This is a genomic window from Terracoccus sp. 273MFTsu3.1 (genome assembly GCF_000383675.1).
Taxonomy (GTDB): domain Bacteria; phylum Actinomycetota; class Actinomycetes; order Actinomycetales; family Dermatophilaceae; genus Terrabacter.
Genome location: NZ_KB911821.1, coordinates 465,453 through 483,190, shown reverse-complemented (window position 1 = coordinate 483,190; position 17,738 = coordinate 465,453). Strand labels below are relative to the sequence as shown.

Genomic DNA, 17,738 nt, shown 5'->3' with positions numbered 1-17,738 from the left:
GACGGTCCGGATCCGCCGGATCGCTAGTCTGTCGAGGTGACCGAATCGACCACTCCGAGCCGCGAGGTGCGCGGATCCCACCGCGCCGCAGGGCTGCTCACGCTCCTCGAGGCGCTCACCGTCCTCGGCTTCGCCGGCTTCTACGTCTACGAGATGGTGACGGGCGCCACAGACGACGTCACGCGGGCGGCGACCTCGGGAGCACTCATCCTCGTCTTCGGGCTGGGGCTGCTCGCGCTCGCGCGGGGCTGGGCCCGCGCCGCCGACTGGCCGCGCACGCCCACGGTGCTCTGGAACGCCCTCCTGTTGCCGGTCGCGTGGTCGCTCCACGAGTCGGACCGAACTCCGGTGGCCCTGGCCGTCGGGCTCGTCGCGCTGGCGAGCATCGTGGCCGCCGTGTCGGCTCCCGGGCGCCGGGCCGACGGCAGCCCGGACGGCGAGCGCGACACGGACGTCGTCAGCTGAGCGAGAGCCAGTCGTTCCACCCGTTGTGGAGCACGAGCCAGGCGATGAGGCCGTAGCCGGCCTGCCCGGGGTGGGCACGGTCGGGGCTGGCTGCGAGGTCGGCCATCCACTGGTCGTGCGTCGCGAGCGGGCGGTAGCAGTCGACGTAGGTGATGCCGCGACGTGAGCACACGTCGGCCTGGGCCTCGGCGAGCGCCTCGATCTTGCGGTTCATCTCGTCGTCGAGCGTCGGGGTCAGGCCGACGACGAAGACGCCGATGCCGGCGTTGGTCGCCTCGTCGAGAACGTTGGCGAGGTTGAGCCTCGAGCGGGCCATCGTCATGCCCGACAGCACGTCGTTGGTGCCCACGTTGAGCACGAGACGGCGCTCTGCGCGGCCCTTCCAGCGCGGGTGGCACTCGGCGCCCCAACGGGTGACGACGTCGCCCGAGGTGTTGCCGCGGACGCCGAGGTTGTAGGCCGTCAGGTCGAGGTCGGGGTGCTGTGTGCGGGCCACGACACGTCCGACCCAGCCCAGACCCTTGGGGTCGCCGTAGCCGGCCGTCATCGAGGCGCCGACGAACACCATGCCGACGTCGCGGATGCCCTCGGCGACGGTGAACTCGGCGCTCGGGGCGTAGTAGGGGTCCTCCGTCGGGGCCACGTCGGCCGGGGGCTGCTGGGACGCCGCGGGTGCGGCAGGCGAGCTGGAGGCAGCGGGCTCGGAGGTGGAGGCGGGAGCCGACGCGGCGGCATACCGCCCCGGGGCGTCGGTCGTGAACTGCGTGTGAGACGAGGGGTAGGCCGGGCCCACGCCGTAGGGCTCCCTCGGTGCCTCGCCGTGCGTCTGGGCCCTGTCGCTGCGGTCGCTCACTGCTCAGTCCTCGTCGTCGTCCAGCCGGGCGAGCCATGTCGCGAGTCGCTCGACCGGCACCTCGAACTCGGGGTTGAGGTCGACGAACGTGCGCAGCTGCTCGGCGAGCCACTCGATGGTGACCTCGTCCTCGCCGCGGCGCGCCGCGAGCTCCTCGATGCCCCTGTCGGTGAAGTACACGTGGGGAGGTTATCGCGTGCGGGGGTGGGGCTGGCGGAGGCGGGCCGAGGACCGGGCACATCGGCCCACGTGCCAGGGGACCGGGCCCGCTTGCGTATGCCGTCACGTCGGTGACGCAGCGAGGGACCCCGCCGTCGTGGCGGGGTCCCTCGGGTGCTCGGGTGTGCCCGGGCCGGCGGGTGCGGCTCAGCGCCCGAACGCGCGCTCCATGAGCTCGGCCTGCTCGGCCGCGTGCTTCTTCGACGAGCCGGTGGCCGGGGAGGCCGCGGCCTTGCGGGCCACGACGCGCCACGGACGGGTCTCGCCGAGGTCGCAGAGGTCCTCGTGCAGCCACTGCGCCATGAGCGGCCACGCACCCTGGTTGCGCGGTTCGTCCTGCACCCACACGAGTTCGGCGCCGGGGTACTTCGAGGCGGCGTCGATCATCTCCTTCTCGGGGATGGGGTAGAGCTGCTCGACGCGGATGACGGCCGTCGAGGTGTCGCCGCGCTTCTCGCGCTCGGCGTCGAGCTCGTGGACGATCTTGCCGCTGGCGAAGAGCACCCGCGTGACGTCCTTCGTGACGCCCTCGTGGTCGGCCAGCACCGGCTGGAAGCCACCCTGCGTGAAGGCCTCGACCGAGCTGGCCGCCGCCTTGCTGCGCAGCATCGACTTCGGGGTGAAGACGACGAGCGGCGTGCGCGGGCGGGCGTAGGCCTGTCGACGCAGGAGGTGGAAGTAGCTCGCAGCGGTCGAGGGGTAGGCGACCGTCATGTTGTTCTCGGCGCAGAGCTGGAGGTAGCGCTCGATGCGCGCCGAGCTGTGGTCGGGACCCTGGCCCTCGTAGCCGTGCGGCAGGAGCAGCACGACCGAGCTGCGCTGACCCCACTTCTGCTCGGAGCTGGAGATGAACTCGTCGACGATCGTCTGCGCGCCGTTGCCGAAGTCGCCGAACTGCGCCTCCCACAGCACGAGCGCGTCGGGGCGCTCGACGGAGTAGCCGTACTCGAAGCCCATCGCGGCGTACTCGGACAGCAGCGAGTCGTAGACCCAGAAGCGGGCCTGGCCCTCGCCGAGGTAGAGCAGCGGGGTCCACTCCTCCGCGTTGTTCTTGTCGATGAGCACCGCGTGGCGCTGCACGAACGTGCCGCGGCGGCTGTCCTGACCGGCGAGCCGGATCGGGGTGCCCTCCTTGAGGAGCGTGCCGAAGGCGAGCAGCTCGGCCATCGGCCAGTCGATGCCACCCTCGTGGACCATCTGGGCGCGCTTGTCCATGAGCTGCTTGAGCTTCGGGTGGATCGTGAAGCCCTCGGGCGGGCTCGCGAAGGTCTCCCCGATGTGGACGAGCTCGCTCGCCTCGACTCCGGTCTCGGTCGCGGAGCGCACCGGCGCCTCGTCGTCCTGGACCTGCGCCGTGGGGCGCTCGAGGCCGGCGTTGTCGGGGGCGTCGGAGTCGCGGTCGGTCGGCGGGGCCGGGGTGGCGGCCTGGGCCTTCTTCGCCTCGCGGGTCTCGACGAAGACGCGCTCGAGCTGCTGCTGGTAGTCGCGCAACGCGGCCTCGGCGTCCTCGACGCTGATGTCGCCGCGACCGATGAGCGACTCCGTGTAGAGCTTGCGGACCGAGCGCTTGGCCTCGATGAGGTTGTACATCAGCGGCTGGGTCATCGACGGGTCGTCGCCCTCGTTGTGACCGCGGCGGCGGTAGCACACCATGTCGATGACGACGTCCTTGTTGAACTCCTGGCGGAACTCGTAGGCCAGCTCGGCCACGCGCACGCAGGCCTCGGGGTCGTCGCCGTTCACGTGGAAGATCGGTGCCTGGATCATGCGGGCGACGTCGGTCGAGTAGACCGACGAGCGCGAGCTGCTCGGCGAGGTCGTGAACCCGACCTGGTTGTTGATGACGACGTGGATCGTGCCGCCCGTGCGGTAGCCGCGCAGCTGCGAGAGGTTGAGCGTCTCGGCCACGACGCCCTGGCCGGCGAACGCGGCGTCGCCGTGCATGAGCACGGGCAGCACGGTGAACGACTCGCCGGCGAGGTTGAGCCGGTCCTGCTTGGCCCGGACGATGCCCTCGAGCACGGGGTTGACGGCCTCGAGGTGGCTCGGGTTGGCGGCGAGGTAGACCTTGGTCTTGCTGCCGTCCTCGGAGACGAACTCGCCCTCGGTACCGAGGTGGTACTTCACGTCGCCCGAGCCCTGGACCGACTTGGGGTCCTGGGTGCCCTCGAACTCGCGGAAGATCTGGCCGTAGGACTTGCCGGCGATGTTGGCCAGCACGTTGAGACGGCCACGGTGCGGCATGCCGATGCAGACCTCGTCGAGGTTCTCGCTCGCGGCCCGGCACAGGATGCGGTCGAGGAGCGCGATGACGGACTCGCCGCCCTCGAGCGAGAAGCGCTTCTGCCCGACGAACTTCGTCTGGAGGAACGTCTCGAAGGCCTCGGCGGCGTTGAGGCGGCGCATGATCCGCATCTGCTCGTCGCGGTTGGCCTTCTCGTAGGGCCGCTCGACCTTGTTCTGGATCCACTTGCGCTGCTCGGGGTCCTGGATGTGCATGTACTCGATGCCGACGGTGCGGCAGTACGAGTCACGCAGGATGCCGAGGATCTTGCGGAGCTTGAGGAACGGGTAGCCGCCGAAGCCGCCGGTCGCGAAGGTGCGGTCGAGGTCCCAGAGGCTCAGGCCGTGCGTCGTGACGTCGAGGTCGTGGTGGCGGCGCTGCTTGTACTCGAGCGGGTCGGTGTCGGCCATGAGGTGGCCGCGCACGCGGTAGGCGTGGATGAGCTCCTGGACGCGGGCGACCTTGTTGATGTCGTCGTCGTGCGAGGAGTCGACGTCCTGGATCCAGCGGATCGGCTCGTAGGGGATGCGCAGCGACTCGAAGATCTCGTCGTAGAACTGGTTGTCGCCGAGGAGCAGCTGATGCATGATCCGCAGGTAGTCGCCGGACTGCGCGCCCTGGATGATGCGGTGGTCGTACGTCGAGGTGAGCGTGAGGATCTTGCTCACGGCGTTGCGGTTGAGGGTCTCGGTGCTCGCGCCCTGCCACTCGGCGGGGTAGTCGAGGGCGCCGACGCCGATGATGGCGCCCTGGCCCTTCATGAGGCGCGGGACCGAGTGCACCGTGCCGATGCCGCCCGGGTTGGTCAACGAGATCGTCGTGCCCTGGAAGTCCTCGACGGTCAGCTTGTTGGCGCGGGCCTTGCGGACGATGTCCTCGTAGGCGGTCCAGAAGTGGACGAAGTCCATCTCCTCGGCCGACTTGATCGAGGGCACGACGAGCGTGCGGCTGCCGTCGTCCTTCTGGAGGTCGATGGCCAGGCCGAAGTTGACGTGGGCCGGCACGACGAGGGCGGGCTTGCCGTCCTTCTCGGTGAAGCCGTTGTTCATCTCGGGCATGAGCGCCAGAGCCTTGACCATGGCGTAGCCGATGATGTGGGTGAAGCTCACCTTGCCGCCGCGCGAGCGGGCGAGGTGGTTGTTGATGACGACACGGTTGTCGATGAGCAGCTTGGCCGGGACGGCGCGCACGCTCGTCGCGGTCGGGACGGTGAGCGAGACCTCCATGTTGGCCACGACGCGGGAGGACGCGCCGCGCAGCGGGGTCACCCGGTCGTCGTTGACCGGGCCGGTGCCCTTGACCGCGGGGATGTCGCGCGGCTTGGGGGTCTCGGCGGCGGGCTCGTCCTTGGGTGCCGCCTTGGGCTCGGTCTTGGGCTCGGTCCTGGGCTCGGCCTTCGGGGCGGCCTTCGCCGCCGGTGCGGCGGGGGCCTGGGCAGGCGGCGCGGGCGCCACCTTCGGCCGGGTCGCCGCAGGCGGCGTGGGGGCGGGGCTCTGCGCAGCGGTCGACGGGGCCTTCGCGGGGGCACCGTTGGCCGACCCGTTGGTGGACCCGGTGGCCGAGCCGCCGGTCGGCGTGTGCGTCGTCTGCTGCTTGGTCGCGGTCGCCGTGCGGCCCGGGGCCGCGCTCGTGTCGGCCTCACCCGGCCGGTAGTCCTCGAAGAACCCCCACCAGGCCTTGTCGACCGACGTCTTGTCGGTCAGGAACTGCTGGTAGAGCTCGTCGACGAGCCATTCGTTCGGCCCGAATGCTGCAATCGGGTCACCGGACGTGGACTGATCGGACACGGCGAATGCGCCTCTTTCGTTTGGCTCGGGTGCGTCTTTGCCTATACAGGGGTCAAGCCTAGACCCGAATGCTCCGATACCGGACGGGGGCTCGGATGTCGAGCCCGACCATCGACGAGGCGTTCCTCACGTCCGCAGGGCTGGCCCTCGGCGGCACCGTCGGGTATCGCCGGTGCCCGCTGGAAGCCCGCGTCAGCTGATGTCGGCGCGCAGCGTCCGCCACGTGCCGAGACCGGCCAGCACGGCGGCATACGCCATGAGCACGAGGGCCCCCGCCCACCAGGAGAGCTGGGAGACCGGTTGGCCGTCGAAGCCGCTGCTCGTCGACTCGAGCATCGCGCTCGTGGCGCGGCTCGGCAGGTAGGGGGAGATGCTCTTGCCCCAGTCGGTCAGGGCGAGCACGAGCCCCAGCACCGGTTCGACGATCCACGCCACGGCGACGGAGATGAGCAGCGCGGCGACCTGGTTGGGGATGAGGATGCCGGCGCCGAGACCGATGAGGGCCCAGAGGCCGAGCACGAGGAGGGAGAGCGCGAGGGTGCGCCAGATCGCCGGGTCGGCGAAGGGGGCGACACCCTTGGACGTCAGCACGAGGGTGCCCGCGCCGACGGCGCCCGCGAGGGACAGCAGGCCGTAGAGGACGCCGATCGCAAGCAGCGAGATGACCTTGGCCGCCATGACGCGACCGCGCCGCGGGATGGCCAGGAAGGTCGCGGTGATGGTCTGGTGGCGGTACTCCGAACCGATGGTGAGCACGCCGATCGACAACGTCAGGAGGTAGCCGACCTGCAGGCCCCCCGTGAAGACCGCCTTGGCGATGGCGACGTCGGTGGTGGGAGCCGCCGCAGCCTGCGGCCCGCGCAGGGCGTCGCTCGTGAACACGAAGGCGAAGAGGACGGCGAAGGCGGCGCCGCTGACGAACACGGCGATGGCCATGCCCCACCAGAGACGGGTCGTGAAGAGCTTGCGGAGCTCGGCCCGCACCGCAGCGGTCATCGCGCGTCTCCTTCGCGGTCCGCCGGACCTGCCACCGGAGCGGGCTCGGCGAGCAGGGCGGGGTCGATCGGGGGCCCGCTCGGTGGCGGGAGGTCGACGGGCACGCTGCCCTCTGACGGCGCGTCGAGCCCCAGGTTGCGGTTGCGGTGCTCGTCGCTCTCGGTGAGGTTGAAGAAGAGCTCCTCGAGGTGGGTCTGCTCGCTGCGCAGCTCGTGGATCGCGACGTCGCTGGCGTGGGCCACGTCCCCGACGACGGCGAGGTCCTCGGTGGTGACGCGCAGACCCCGCCCGCTCGGCGTGACCGTGAGGCCGCGACCGCGCAGCGCCTCGGACAGTCGGTCGGGGTCGGACGTGCGGACGTATGCCGTCGGCTCGCCGCGCAGCTCGGCGACCGTGCCCTGGGCGACCCGCTTCCCGTTGGCGATGATGACGACGTCGTCGACGGTCTGCTCGACCTCGGAGAGCATGTGGCTCGAGATGAGCAGCGTGCGACCCTCGTCGGCGAGGTGCCGCAGGAAGCCGCGCAGCCAACGGATGCCCTCGGGGTCGAGGCCGTTGGCCGGCTCGTCGAGGATGATGACGCGCGGGTCGCCGAGCAGGGCGCCGGCGAGCCCGAGACGCTGACGCATGCCCATGGAGTAGCCGCCGGCGCGCTTGCGGGCAGCGGCCGGGATGCCCACGAGCTCGAGCAGCTCGTCGACGCGGGAGTCCGGGACACCGGCGACCGCCGCCTGCACGCGCAGGTGGTTGCGCCCCGTGCGACCGGGGTGGAAGTTCGTCGCCTCGAGGGCGGAGCCGACGACGGTGAGCGGGTTGGGGATCTCGGCGTAGCGGTGGCCGTCGATCGTCGCCGTGCCGTCGGTGGCCCGGACGAGCCCGAGCAGCATGCGCAGGGTCGTCGTCTTGCCGCTGCCGTTGGGTCCGAGGAAGCCGGTCACGCGTCCGGGCTCGACATCGAAGTCGAGGTGGTCGACGGCGGTGAAGGAGCCGAACCGCTTCGTCAGCCCGCGCACCTCGATGCGCCCGGTGAACTCCGGTCGTCCGTGCACCACCGTGCTCCCTCCGTCGGCCCACGCGGGCGCCACGGCCCCCGCCGTGATGCGCCCAACTCAACCACACCGCATACCCCGTCCACACGGAGGTCGGGGCGAGCGGTCCGCGCCGCCGCGGGCCGGTGCGCCTCCCTATAGTTGTGCGCACCATGACCTCCCCCCGCGACCAGGGTCCGGCCACCCCCGCCACCAGCCAGGTCACCCCTCCCGTCACCGCACGCACCCCCGGACGGGTGGCCCGGCCGTGACCGAGTGGCTCCTCGTCCTCGGCGCCGTGCTGCTCACGGCCGGCACCGCGCTCTTCGTCGCGGCCGAGTTCTCGCTCGTGGCCCTCGACCGGCCCACGGTCCAGCGGGCCATCGACGAGGGTGACTCGCGGGCCCGTGTCGTGCTCCAGTCGCTCAAGCAGCTCTCGACCCAGCTGTCGGCGGCCCAGGTCGGCATCACGATCACCACCCTCGTCGTCGGCTACCTCGCGCAGCCCTCGATCGGGGTCCTCGTCGCCGGCCCTCTCGAGGCCCTCGGTCTCGGCGCCGGAGCGGTGGAGGCCGTCTCGAGCGCCCTCGCCCTCCTGCTGGCCACGATCTTCTCGATGGTCTTCGGTGAGCTGCTGCCGCAGTTCCTCGGCATCTCCGCGCCGCTCGCGACGGCCAAGGTCGTGGCGCTGCCCGTGCGCGTCTTCGCCGTCATCGCCAAGCCGCTCATCATCGTGCTCAACGGATCGGCCAACGCGTTCCTCCGCGCGCTCGGGATCGAGCCGCAGGAGGAGCTGTCGGGCGCGCGCACGCCGCAGGAGCTCGCGAGCCTCGTGCAGCGCTCCGCCGAGGCCGGCACCCTCGACGTCACGACCGCGCGGATGCTGACACGCTCGCTCGGTTTCGGCGAGCGCACGGCCGACGACGTCATGACGCCGCGCGTGCGGTGCACCGGCATCCACCGTGAGGAGTCCGCCGACGACGTGCTGCGACTCTCGCGGCGCACCGGGCACTCGCGCTTCCCGGTTCTCGGCGAGGACTGGGACGACATCGACGGGGTCGTCCACGTCAAGAAGGCGATGGCCGTGCCGCACGAGCGGCGCAAGGACGTGCCCGTCTCGGCCCTGATGTCCGACCGCCTCGTCGTCCCCGAGACGATCCGGCTCGACCCACTCCTGCGCGAGCTGCGCGAGGGCGGCTTCCAGATGGCCGTCGTCGTCGACGAGTACGGCGGCACCTCGGGCATCGTCACGCTCGAGGACGTCGTCGAGGAGATCGTCGGCGAGGTCTCCGACGAGCACGACCGCAGCCGGCAGGGTGGCCGCGAGCTCATCGACGGGTCGTGGACCGTGCCCGGTCTGTGGCGCCCGGACGAGGTGCGCGACGCCTTCGACGCAGAGGTCCCTGACGGGTCGACCTACGAGACGATGGGCGGCTTCGTCATGACGAGCCTCGGCCGGGTGCCCGTGGTCGGTGACGTCGTCCGGCTGCCCGGCTGGCGCATCAACGTCGTCGGGATGGAGGGGCGCCGCGTCGACCGCCTGCGCTTCGTGCCCGACCCGGAGTCACTGCCCCCGGGCGACGGCGAGGACGGGCGTGACGCGTCCGCGGCGTCCGGCCACCCGGACCGGGCCGGTCGTATGCCGTCAGCGCGCGAGACGGGGGATGGATCGTGAGCGGCGCCTGGGTCTACCTCGTCTCGGTCCTCCTCCTGCTCGGCAACGCCTTCTTCGTCGGCGCCGAGTTCGCCGCCATGGCCGTGCGACGATCCACGCTCGAGCCGCTGGCCGACGCGGGCAGCAAGCGCGCCCAGTCGTGCCTGCTCGCGCTCGAGCGGCTCGGGTCGATGCTCGCGACCGCCCAGCTCGGCATCACCGTGTGCTCGGTCGGCCTCGGTGCGCTGGCCGAGGCGGCGCTGCACCACCTGCTCGAGCCGATCTTCCACGGCTGGGGCCTCTCCGACGCCTGGGCGAGCGGCGTGGCCCTCGCGCTCGCGCTGCTCATCGTGTCCTACCTCCACGTCGTCGTGGGCGAGATGATCCCGAAGAACCTCGCCATCGCGGGGCCCGACCGGGCCGCCCTCGTCCTCGTGCCGGCGCTCTTCTTCATCGCCAGCGCGCTGCGCCCGATCATCCACGCCATGGAGGCGATCGCGAAGGCGCTGGTCCGCCTCTTCGGCGTCGAGCCCAAGGACGAGATCACGTCGGCCTTCACCGTCGAGGAGGTGGCGCACATCGTCGGGGAGTCCCGCCGGGAGGGCCTCATCGAGGAGGAGCGGCACGGGCTGGTCGCCAAGACGCTCGAGTTCTCGGACAAGCGCGCCCGGGAGGTGGCGGTCGACGTGCGGTCGCTGACGACCGTCGAGCTGGGCGCGACGCCCGCCGACATCGAGCGGCTCGTCGCCAAGCAGGGCTTCTCGCGCTACCCGGTCCGCGACGCCGCGGGCGAGATCGCCGGCTACCTCCACCTCAAGGACATCCTCTACGCCGACGACGAGCGTCACGAGCAGCCGATCCCGCCCAAGCGCGTCCGCCGCCTGGCCACCGTGCGCGAGGACGACGACATCGAGGACGTGCTCGCCACGATGCAGCTGACGGGCGCGCACCTCGCACGCGTCATCGACGACGACGCCGCGGTGACGGGCGTCGTCTTCCTCGAGGACGTCCTCGAGGAGCTCGTCGGCGAGGTCACCGACACGACCCAGCGCTGACCAGCCGTCGGGGTCGTGCCCATCGCGGTCAGCCGGGCTGCCGCTCGAGCCACTCGAGGTATGCCGTCCCGCGCGGTGAGAGCTCGTAGCCGACGTCGTGGCTGATCGTGAGCCCGAGGGCCTTGAGCTTGCGGATGTCGACCTTCATCGGGAGCAGCTCGACGCCGCGCAGGGCCGCCAGCTCCTTCGAGACGACGTGCGGGTTGTCGCGGATCCACTCGAGGATCTCGCGGGTCCACGGACCGCTCGGCCGCGCGTCGAGCCGTCGGAGTCGAGTCGCGATGTCGCTCAGCGAGTCGTCGTCGGGCAGGCTCTCGCGCAAGGCGATCCGCGGGTCCTCGCCGGCCCAGCTGAGCCGGATGCGGTAGACGGTGTCACCTCCCTTGCCGCCTCGAGGTGAGGGCTTGCGCTCCCTCGGGGCGAGGAACCGCTGCAGGGTGGCGAGGTCCTTGACGCCGGCCGTGCGCGCGTCCCGCTCGGTGAGCTTCTCCGGGTCCCGCACCCGGCTGACGGCGTCGAAGCGGACGAGGCCGGCCGGGGTGAGCTGCAGGCCGCCGACCCTGACCCTCGGGGCGTCCCACCGGCGGAAGGCCTGCGTCACCGTGCCGGCACGGATGGCCTCGGCGACGGGCTTGGAGATGAGCACGACCTCATCGTGGCACGGGCCGGACGGCTGTGGCGCGCCCGCACGGACCCACGCATACGTCTTCGCGCGACGTTCTTCGGGCGGTGGTCAGGACCGGGCGGCCTTGCGGATGAACGCGATTCCGGGGTGCACGTGCACCTCTGCCACGTCTGTGCCGACGAGGGTGTGAGGCCGCGGTCCCCAGTCGGGGTGGTCGACGTAGATCGGGTCGTCGACCTGGCAGTCGCTGACGAGCGCCCCGAGCAGACCGACGGCCGTCGTGGAGTCGGCCGGGATCATGCCGCGAAAGTCCGGCCAGTAGCTCGTCGAGAGGTCCTCGAGGACGTACCAGCCTCCCGGGGCCAGCGCGGGGAAGAGCGCCTGGAAGCTCGCCCACTGGTGCTCGCCGACGTGCGAACCGTCGTCGACGACGACGTCGAGCCGACCGCCCAGGGCTTCGACGACGCCCGCGAGGTCCTCGCCCGACGACTGGTCGGCCTGGAAGAACTTCACGCGAGGGCCGAGCTCGACCACCTTGTGCGAGATGTCGACCCCGGCGACGACCGAGCGCGGGAAGTAGTCGCGCCACAGCTTGAGCGAGCCCCCGGGCACCGGCGACTCGTAGTTGCCCACGCCGATCTCGACCACGACGTTGCGTCGCATCCGGATCGGTCCGACGTAGCGGGCGTAGAGGGGCAGGTAGCCGTGCGACGTCTTGTCGGTGCCGCCGTAGCACCGCGCGGCCCAGTACGGCTGGTTGACGGCGCCGAGGGCGAGGCCGACGGCGCGGTGCCGCGCGGCGTCCCGGGCGAGGCGGCGGATCGTGGGCTGCATCGACGCAGTCTGGCCGACCCGGACGCCGGGCGGGGCGCTATCGACGGACGGCCGTCACGCACGCCATCGGGACGGTGAGCTCGAGCGCACCCTGCTCGGCCGCGACGGCGTCGAGCCGGGCCGCGACGAGCGCGAGGACACGGTCGGCATCCGGCGCGGGGACGACGGACCGCCAGCCCGGCACGAAGCCGAGACGGACGAACCAGTGGCCGAGCAGTGCACGCCCGTCGGCGAAGCGCATCCGGAAGGCGTCGGTCGCGACGTCGACGACCTCCAGACCGGCACCCGTCAGCTGGTCGGTGACCGAGGCGACCGTCGCGCGGTGCTGCTCCTGCGCGTCGAGGGCGGGCCGGTGCTCGTCGAGACCGAGCTCGGACAGCGCGGTGCGGTAGGCGGCGTACACCTGCTCCATGTGACCGACGAGGTTCGTCGTCGTCACGAGCCGGCCGCCGGGGCGCAGCAAGAGCGCGCACTCCCGGAGCACGGCCGGTGGGTCGTCGAGGTTGTTGATGCCGAGGTTGGAGACGACGAGGTCGACGGACGCGTCCGCCAGCGGGAGGTGCTCGGCGGGGGCCACGACGAGGTCGACGTTCGTCAGCCCGAGGAAGGCCACCTTCGCGGCGAGGCGGTCCATGGCCGCCGCCCACGGGTCGACGGCCGTCACGCGCGACTCGGGCCCGCACCGCTGCGCGAGCTCGACGGTGACGAAGCCGGTGCCCGCGCCGACGTCGACGACGACCTGGCCCCGGCGCAGCGGGACCCGGTCGAGCAGCATGAGCCCGAACGGCGCCGACCAGAGCGGCAGCTCGTCGTAGTGGGCAGCCACCTCGGGGGCGCCCCAGTCGATGTCGTCGTGCCTCGTCACCCGGTCATCGTCGTAGCGGCGGGGCGTCCGGGCGCCCGACGCGGGGGTGCATTCCGCGTCCACCGCCGTCTGCTGCTAATCTCACCGGGCGCACGAAAGTGCGTGCCGCCCCCGTAGCTCAGGGGATAGAGCACCGCCCTCCGGAGGCGGGAGCGCAGGTTCGAATCCTGCCGGGGGCACACTTCAGGGCCCAGCCGTGGACCGACGCGATGCGGGGTCCACGACTGGGCCCTTCCGTGTGCCCGGCAGCCTCGTGGAGGTGTCCTCCGAGGAACGAGGAGTGCTGCCGGGGTGCCCGGGCGTCGCGGGTCGCCCCGGGCGCCCGAGGGCGCGCCGGTCGGGCTCGTAGACTCGGCCGCATGACGCCGGAGCAGCTGCGCGCCCTCCTCGAGGAGGTCGCCGCGCAGGCGGCCCGGACCGGGGAGCTGCCCGACGAGGCGCAGGCGGGCCCACCCGCCGGCCCGCTCTTCCGTCCCACGGACACCCGCGTCGCCGGCGTCGTCGCCGACTGGGTCACGCCGGTCGCCCAGCGGTGGGCCCCGCAGATCGACCTCGAGCCCCGCGACCTGGCGCGCGTGCTCGCCGTGGGACTGACGCGCCAGAAGCCGGTCGCGGCCGTGGAGGTGGCGCCCAGCGGCCTCATCGCCCTCACCCTGGAGGACTCCGCGCGCTCGGCGATCGTCCCTCTCGTCATCGAGGACCAGGACCACTACGCCCTGGCCGCGGGTGAGGGTCGGCGCGACCTCGTCGAGACGCCCGGTTCCCGGGCCGTCGACGACCCCGTCCGCTGCGCCCAGCTCGCGCACGCCCGGCTGTGCCGCATCATCCGCAACGCGGAGGCCGCGGGGGTCGACCGGCGTCCGTCGAGCCGGCTCGGCGAGCTGACCCACGTGGCCGAACGCCACCTGCTCGTGGCCCTCGCGGACCTTCCGCAACGCCTCGCGACCCACGTCGGCGACGAGGCCCAGCAACGTCGGGCCGTGACCGACCTCGCGGCGCTCGCCGACGCCTGGGACCATCCGGTGCGACCGACGGTCGTCGGGGCGCACCCGCAGTCCGTCCACGGGGCTCGGCTGCTCCTCGCCGACGCCGTCCGCATCGTCTTGCGCAATGGACTCGCCCGCCTGGGCGCGGCAGCCCCCGAGAGGATGTAGTCATGCGCGCACACGAAGCAGGAGCGCTGCACGCTGAGGGCTATCGCGGCCCCGCGTGGCTCCAGACCCCCGTCGACGTCAACGCCCTCGTCCCGTCCCTCTGGGCGACCTCGGTCGGTCGGGGCGCCGATGGCGTCCTCACGGTCGGAGGCGTGAGCGTCACCGAGCTGGCGCGTGAGTTCGGCACCCCGGCATACATCATCGACGAGGACGACTTCCGTTCGCGCGCAAGGGACTTCAAGAGAACGTATGCCGAGGTGTTCGACGGGTTGTCCGGCGGCGCTGACGTGTTCTACGCCGGTAAGGCCTTCCTCTGCACCGAGGTGGCGCGGTGGATCCACGACGAGGGCCTGCACCTGGACGTCTGCACCGGCGGCGAGCTGGCGGTGGCCAAGCGGGCCGGCGTGCCCGGCGACCGGATCGGCCTGCACGGCAACAACAAGAGCGTCGGCGAGATCCGAGACGCCCTCGAGTACGGCGTGAGCCGCATCGTCATCGACTCCTTCGACGAGATCGAGCGCGTCGCCGCGGTCGCCACTGAGCTCGGCGTCGTCGCACCGGTCCTCATCCGCGTCACGGTCGGGGTCGAGGCGCACACGCACGAGTTCATCGCGACGGCCCACGAGGACCAGAAGTTCGGGCTGTCGCTGTCCGGCGGACACGCCTTCGAGGCCGCGCGCCGCATCCTCGACCGGCCCGAGTCGCTGCGCCTCCTCGGTCTGCACAGCCACATCGGCTCGCAGATCTTCGACACCGCCGGCTTCGAGGTGTCGGCCAGACGCATCGTCGGGCTGCACACCCGCATCGCGCGCGAGCTCGGCGTCGAGCTGCCGGAGCTCGACCTCGGCGGGGGCTTCGGCATCGCCTACACGACCGAGCACGACCCGCTGCCGCCCAAGAACCTCGCCGCCGGCATGGCCGAGATCATCGAGCGCGAGTGCCGTGCCGAGGAGGTGGCCGTGCCACGCATCTCGGTCGAGCCGGGACGCGCCATCGCAGGCCCGACGACGTTCACGCTCTACGAGGTCGGCACGGTCAAGCCGGTCGACCTCGACGGGGGAGCGGAGCGCGTCTACGTCTCCGTCGACGGCGGCATGAGCGACAACGTCCGCACCGCGCTCTACGACGCCAACTACTCGTGCACGCTCGCGAGCCGGGCCTCGACGGCTCCTCCCGTGCTCGCCCGCGTCGTCGGCAGGCACTGCGAGAGCGGCGACATCGTCGTCAAGGACGAGTTCCTCCCCGCCGACATCGGCGCGGGTGACCTCATCGCCGTCCCCGGCACCGGCGCCTACTGCCGCTCGCTGTCGAGCCAGTACAACCACACGCCGCGCCCGCCCGTCGTCGCGGTCCGCGACGGGGTCGCCCGCGTCATCGTGCGGCGCGAGACCATCGACGACCTGCTCGCCCTCGACGTCTGATGGATCTGCAGATCCTGCGCCACGGATGTCCGGATCGCGAAACAATGACCGTCCAGCACCCGGACAGGCGGCAGGATTCGCACCGTGGACAGCGCCGTGAGTGACACCCAGCCGTTGCGCGTCGCCCTGCTCGGGGCCGGCGTCGTGGGCGGAGCCGTCGCGCGCCTGCTCACCGAGCACGCGGACGACATGGCCGCACGGGTCGGCGCCCCGCTCGAGATCGTCGGCATCGCCGTGCGCCGCGCGGGCCGGGACCGCGGCGCCCTCGGGGTCGACCCCGCCCTCGTCACGACCGACGCCGAGGAGCTCGTGACCCGGGCCGACGTCGTCGTCGAGGTCATCGGCGGCATCGAGCCGGCTCGCTCGCTCATCCTGCGCGCGATGGAGCACGGCGCCTCGGTCGTCACGGCCAACAAGGCCCTCCTCGCCGAGGACGGTCCCGCCCTCTACGACGCCGCGGCCCGCCACGGTGTCGACCTCTACTACGAGGCCGCCGTCGCCGGGGCGATCCCGCTGCTGCGCCCGCTGCGCGAGTCGCTCGCCGGTGACGAGGTGCGCAAGGTGCTCGGCATCGTCAACGGCACGACGAACTACGTCCTCGACAAGATGGACACGACCGGGGCCGGCTTCGCCGACGCCGTCGAGCAGGCCCAGGCCCTCGGCTACGCCGAGGCCGACCCGACCGCCGACGTCGAGGGTTTCGACGCCGCCGCCAAGGCCGCCATCCTCGCCTCACTCGCCTTCCACACCCGGGTCTCGGGCACGGACGTCTACCGCGAGGGCATCACCGAGGTCTCGGCGGCCGACGTCGCTGCGGCGCGCGAGATGGACTCCGTCGTCAAGCTCCTCGCGATCTGCGAGCACACCGACAAGGGCGTCAGCGTCCGCGTGCACCCGGCGATGATCCCGCGCTCGCACCCGCTGGCCGGCGTCCGCGAGGCGTTCAACGCCGTCTTCGTCGAGGCCGACGCCGCCGGTGAGCTGATGTTCTACGGCAAGGGCGCCGGCGGCGACCCGACGGCCTCGGCGGTCCTCGGTGACCTCGTCGCCGTCGCTCGCCACCGCGTCGGGGGTGGCCTCGGGCCGGGGGAGTCGAGCTATGCCGACCTGCCCGTCCTGACCATGGGCGATGCCCAGACGAGGTACCACATCAGCCTCGACGTCGAGGACCGGTCAGGTGTCCTCGCCCAGGTCGCGGCCGCCTTCGCCGACCACGACGTGTCGATCGAGACGGTGCGCCAGCAGCTCGTCCCCGCCGGCGACGGCGAGGCGGCCCGGGCCAACCTCATCATCGTCACGCACACCGCGAGCGACGCCGCGCTCTCGTCCACGGTCGAGCGACTGCGCACGCTCGACGTCGTCCGTGGTGTCAACTCCGTCATGCGCGTGGAAGGTTCGTGATGGCCCACCAGTGGCGCGGAGTGATCCGCGAGTACGCCGACCGCCTTCCCATGCTCGAGGGTGCGCCCGTCGTCACGCTCCACGAGGGTGGCACGCCACTCATCCACGCCGAGAAGCTCTCCGAGCGCGTCGGCGCCGAGGTCCACCTGAAGTACGAGGGACTCAACCCCACCGGCTCGTTCAAGGACCGCGGCATGACGACGGCGATCAGTGTCGCCGCGCGCAAGGGCGCCAAGGCCGTCATCTGTGCGAGCACGGGCAACACGAGCGCGTCGGCCGCCGCCTATGCGACGAAGGCCGGCATGACGTGCGGTGTCCTCGTGCCCGACGGCAAGATCGCGATGGGCAAGCTGAGCCAGGCGATCGCCCACGGGGCCACGTTGCTGCAGGTCGACGGCAACTTCGACGACTGCCTGACCCTGGCGCGCAAGCTCGCCGAGGCCTACCCGGTCGAGCTCGTCAACTCGGTCAACCCCGCACGCATCGAGGGGCAGAAGACCGCGAGCTTCGAGGTCGTCGACGCGCTCGGCGACGCCCCCGACATCCACTGCCTCCCGGTCGGCAACGCCGGCAACATCACGGCGTACTGGCGTGGCTACCGCGAGTACCTCGCCCAGCCGGTCACCGACGCGCCCGCGGGACCGGCCACGCACCTGCCGAGGATGTGGGGCTTCCAGGCTGCCGGTGCCGCGCCGATCGTCCTCGGCCACCCGGTCGACCACCCCGAGACGATCGCGACGGCGATCCGCATCGGCAACCCCGCGTCGTGGGAGCAGGCCGTGGCCGCCCGCGACGAGTCAGGGGGCCGCATCGAGGCCGTCACCGACGAGCAGATCCTCGACGCCCATCGCTACCTCTCGTCGCAGGAGGGGGTCTTCGTCGAGCCCGGCTCGGCCGCGTCGGTCGCGGGCCTGCTGGCGAGCCACGCCGCGGGGCTCGTGCCCTCCGGGGCGCGCATCGTGTGCACGGTGACCGGCCACGGGCTCAAGGACCCCCAGTGGGCGCTGCGCACCGCCGACGGGAGCGACGTCGTGCCGACCCGCGTCTCGGTCGACGCCTTCTCGGCGGCCCAGGCCCTCGGTCTCGAGGGCTGACGG

15 protein-coding genes and 1 tRNA gene are annotated in these 17,738 nt (G+C 71.9%); 8 read left to right on the top strand and 8 right to left on the bottom strand.

Annotated elements, in window-relative coordinates:
* The first annotated feature begins 36 nt into the window (after positions 1–36).
* Complete coding sequence (locus tag H283_RS0107885; RefSeq protein ID WP_156023047.1) at positions 37–465, top strand: hypothetical protein; 429 nt, start codon at positions 37–39, stop codon at positions 463–465.
* Here H283_RS0107885 and H283_RS0107880 read toward each other — a convergent pair.
* The 5 genes from H283_RS0107880 to H283_RS0107855 all read right to left on the bottom strand — a co-directional run bounded on the left by H283_RS0107880 (position 458) and on the right by H283_RS0107855 (position 7,653).
* Positions 458–1,318: a GDSL-type esterase/lipase family protein gene (locus tag H283_RS0107880; RefSeq protein WP_020142974.1), complete on the bottom strand. Its 861-nt coding sequence runs from the start codon at positions 1,316–1,318 to the stop codon at positions 458–460. The genes H283_RS0107885 and H283_RS0107880 overlap by 8 nt on opposite strands.
* 3 nt (positions 1,319–1,321) lie before the next feature.
* Positions 1,322–1,498 carry a DUF6104 family protein gene (locus H283_RS27605; protein ID WP_020142973.1) on the bottom strand — a complete coding sequence of 59 codons (177 nt, stop codon included), beginning with the start codon at positions 1,496–1,498 and terminating at the stop codon, positions 1,322–1,324.
* 186 nt (positions 1,499–1,684) lie between these two features.
* The gene (locus tag H283_RS0107870; protein WP_020142972.1) at positions 1,685–5,608 is read right to left on the bottom strand and encodes a multifunctional oxoglutarate decarboxylase/oxoglutarate dehydrogenase thiamine pyrophosphate-binding subunit/dihydrolipoyllysine-residue succinyltransferase subunit; all 3,924 of its coding nucleotides are present in this window, start codon (positions 5,606–5,608) and stop codon (positions 1,685–1,687) included.
* Between the two features lie 192 nt (positions 5,609–5,800).
* Entirely contained in the window at positions 5,801–6,604 is an 804-nt protein-coding gene (locus H283_RS0107860) for an ABC transporter permease subunit (RefSeq protein ID WP_020142970.1), read from the bottom strand.
* Positions 6,601–7,653: an ABC transporter ATP-binding protein gene (locus H283_RS0107855; RefSeq protein ID WP_156023046.1), complete on the bottom strand. Its 1,053-nt coding sequence runs from the start codon at positions 7,651–7,653 to the stop codon at positions 6,601–6,603. The genes H283_RS0107860 and H283_RS0107855 overlap by 4 nt, the downstream gene beginning before the upstream one ends.
* A gap of 247 nt (positions 7,654–7,900) precedes the next feature.
* Between H283_RS0107855 and H283_RS0107850 the strand changes: the two genes are divergently transcribed.
* Together H283_RS0107850 and H283_RS0107845 are read left to right on the top strand one after the other, a co-directional pair.
* Entirely contained in the window at positions 7,901–9,307 is a 1,407-nt protein-coding gene (locus tag H283_RS0107850; protein WP_020142968.1) for a hemolysin family protein, read from the top strand.
* Entirely contained in the window at positions 9,304–10,341 is a 1,038-nt protein-coding gene (locus tag H283_RS0107845) for a hemolysin family protein (RefSeq protein WP_020142967.1), read from the top strand. Before H283_RS0107850 ends, H283_RS0107845 begins: the two co-directional genes overlap by 4 nt.
* A 28-nt stretch (positions 10,342–10,369) precedes the next feature.
* Here H283_RS0107845 and H283_RS0107840 read toward each other — a convergent pair whose 3' ends face one another.
* From H283_RS0107840 to H283_RS0107830, 3 genes are all read right to left on the bottom strand, one after another.
* On the bottom strand, positions 10,370–10,987 hold the full coding sequence (locus tag H283_RS0107840; RefSeq protein ID WP_020142966.1) for a hypothetical protein: 618 nt from the start codon (positions 10,985–10,987) through the stop codon (positions 10,370–10,372).
* An 87-nt stretch (positions 10,988–11,074) separates the two neighbouring features.
* Positions 11,075–11,800 (bottom strand): class I SAM-dependent methyltransferase, encoded by a 726-nt coding sequence (locus H283_RS24400; protein WP_020142965.1) that lies wholly within the window; start codon positions 11,798–11,800, stop codon positions 11,075–11,077.
* A 37-nt stretch (positions 11,801–11,837) separates the two neighbouring features.
* Positions 11,838–12,665 carry a class I SAM-dependent methyltransferase gene (locus tag H283_RS0107830; RefSeq protein ID WP_051103561.1) on the bottom strand — a complete coding sequence of 276 codons (828 nt, stop codon included), beginning with the start codon at positions 12,663–12,665 and terminating at the stop codon, positions 11,838–11,840.
* Positions 12,666–12,772: 107 nt separating this feature from the next.
* Between H283_RS0107830 and H283_RS0107825 the strand changes: the two genes are divergently transcribed.
* The 5 genes from H283_RS0107825 (at position 12,773) to thrC (ending at position 17,735) form a co-directional block, all read left to right on the top strand.
* Positions 12,773–12,844, top strand: a tRNA-Arg gene (locus tag H283_RS0107825).
* A 180-nt stretch (positions 12,845–13,024) separates the two neighbouring features.
* Positions 13,025–13,819: a DALR anticodon-binding domain-containing protein gene (locus H283_RS0107820; protein ID WP_020142964.1), complete on the top strand. Its 795-nt coding sequence runs from the start codon at positions 13,025–13,027 to the stop codon at positions 13,817–13,819.
* Between the two features lie 2 nt (positions 13,820–13,821).
* Entirely contained in the window at positions 13,822–15,240 is a 1,419-nt protein-coding gene (lysA, locus tag H283_RS0107815) for a diaminopimelate decarboxylase (protein ID WP_020142963.1), read from the top strand.
* A 96-nt stretch (positions 15,241–15,336) separates the two neighbouring features.
* Positions 15,337–16,641, top strand: coding sequence for a homoserine dehydrogenase (locus H283_RS0107810; RefSeq protein WP_043648849.1), 1,305 nt, complete (start codon positions 15,337–15,339; stop codon positions 16,639–16,641).
* Positions 16,641–17,735: a threonine synthase gene (gene thrC, locus H283_RS0107805; RefSeq protein ID WP_020142961.1), complete on the top strand. Its 1,095-nt coding sequence runs from the start codon at positions 16,641–16,643 to the stop codon at positions 17,733–17,735. The genes H283_RS0107810 and thrC overlap by 1 nt, the downstream gene beginning before the upstream one ends.
* Positions 17,736–17,738 lie beyond the last annotated feature (3 nt).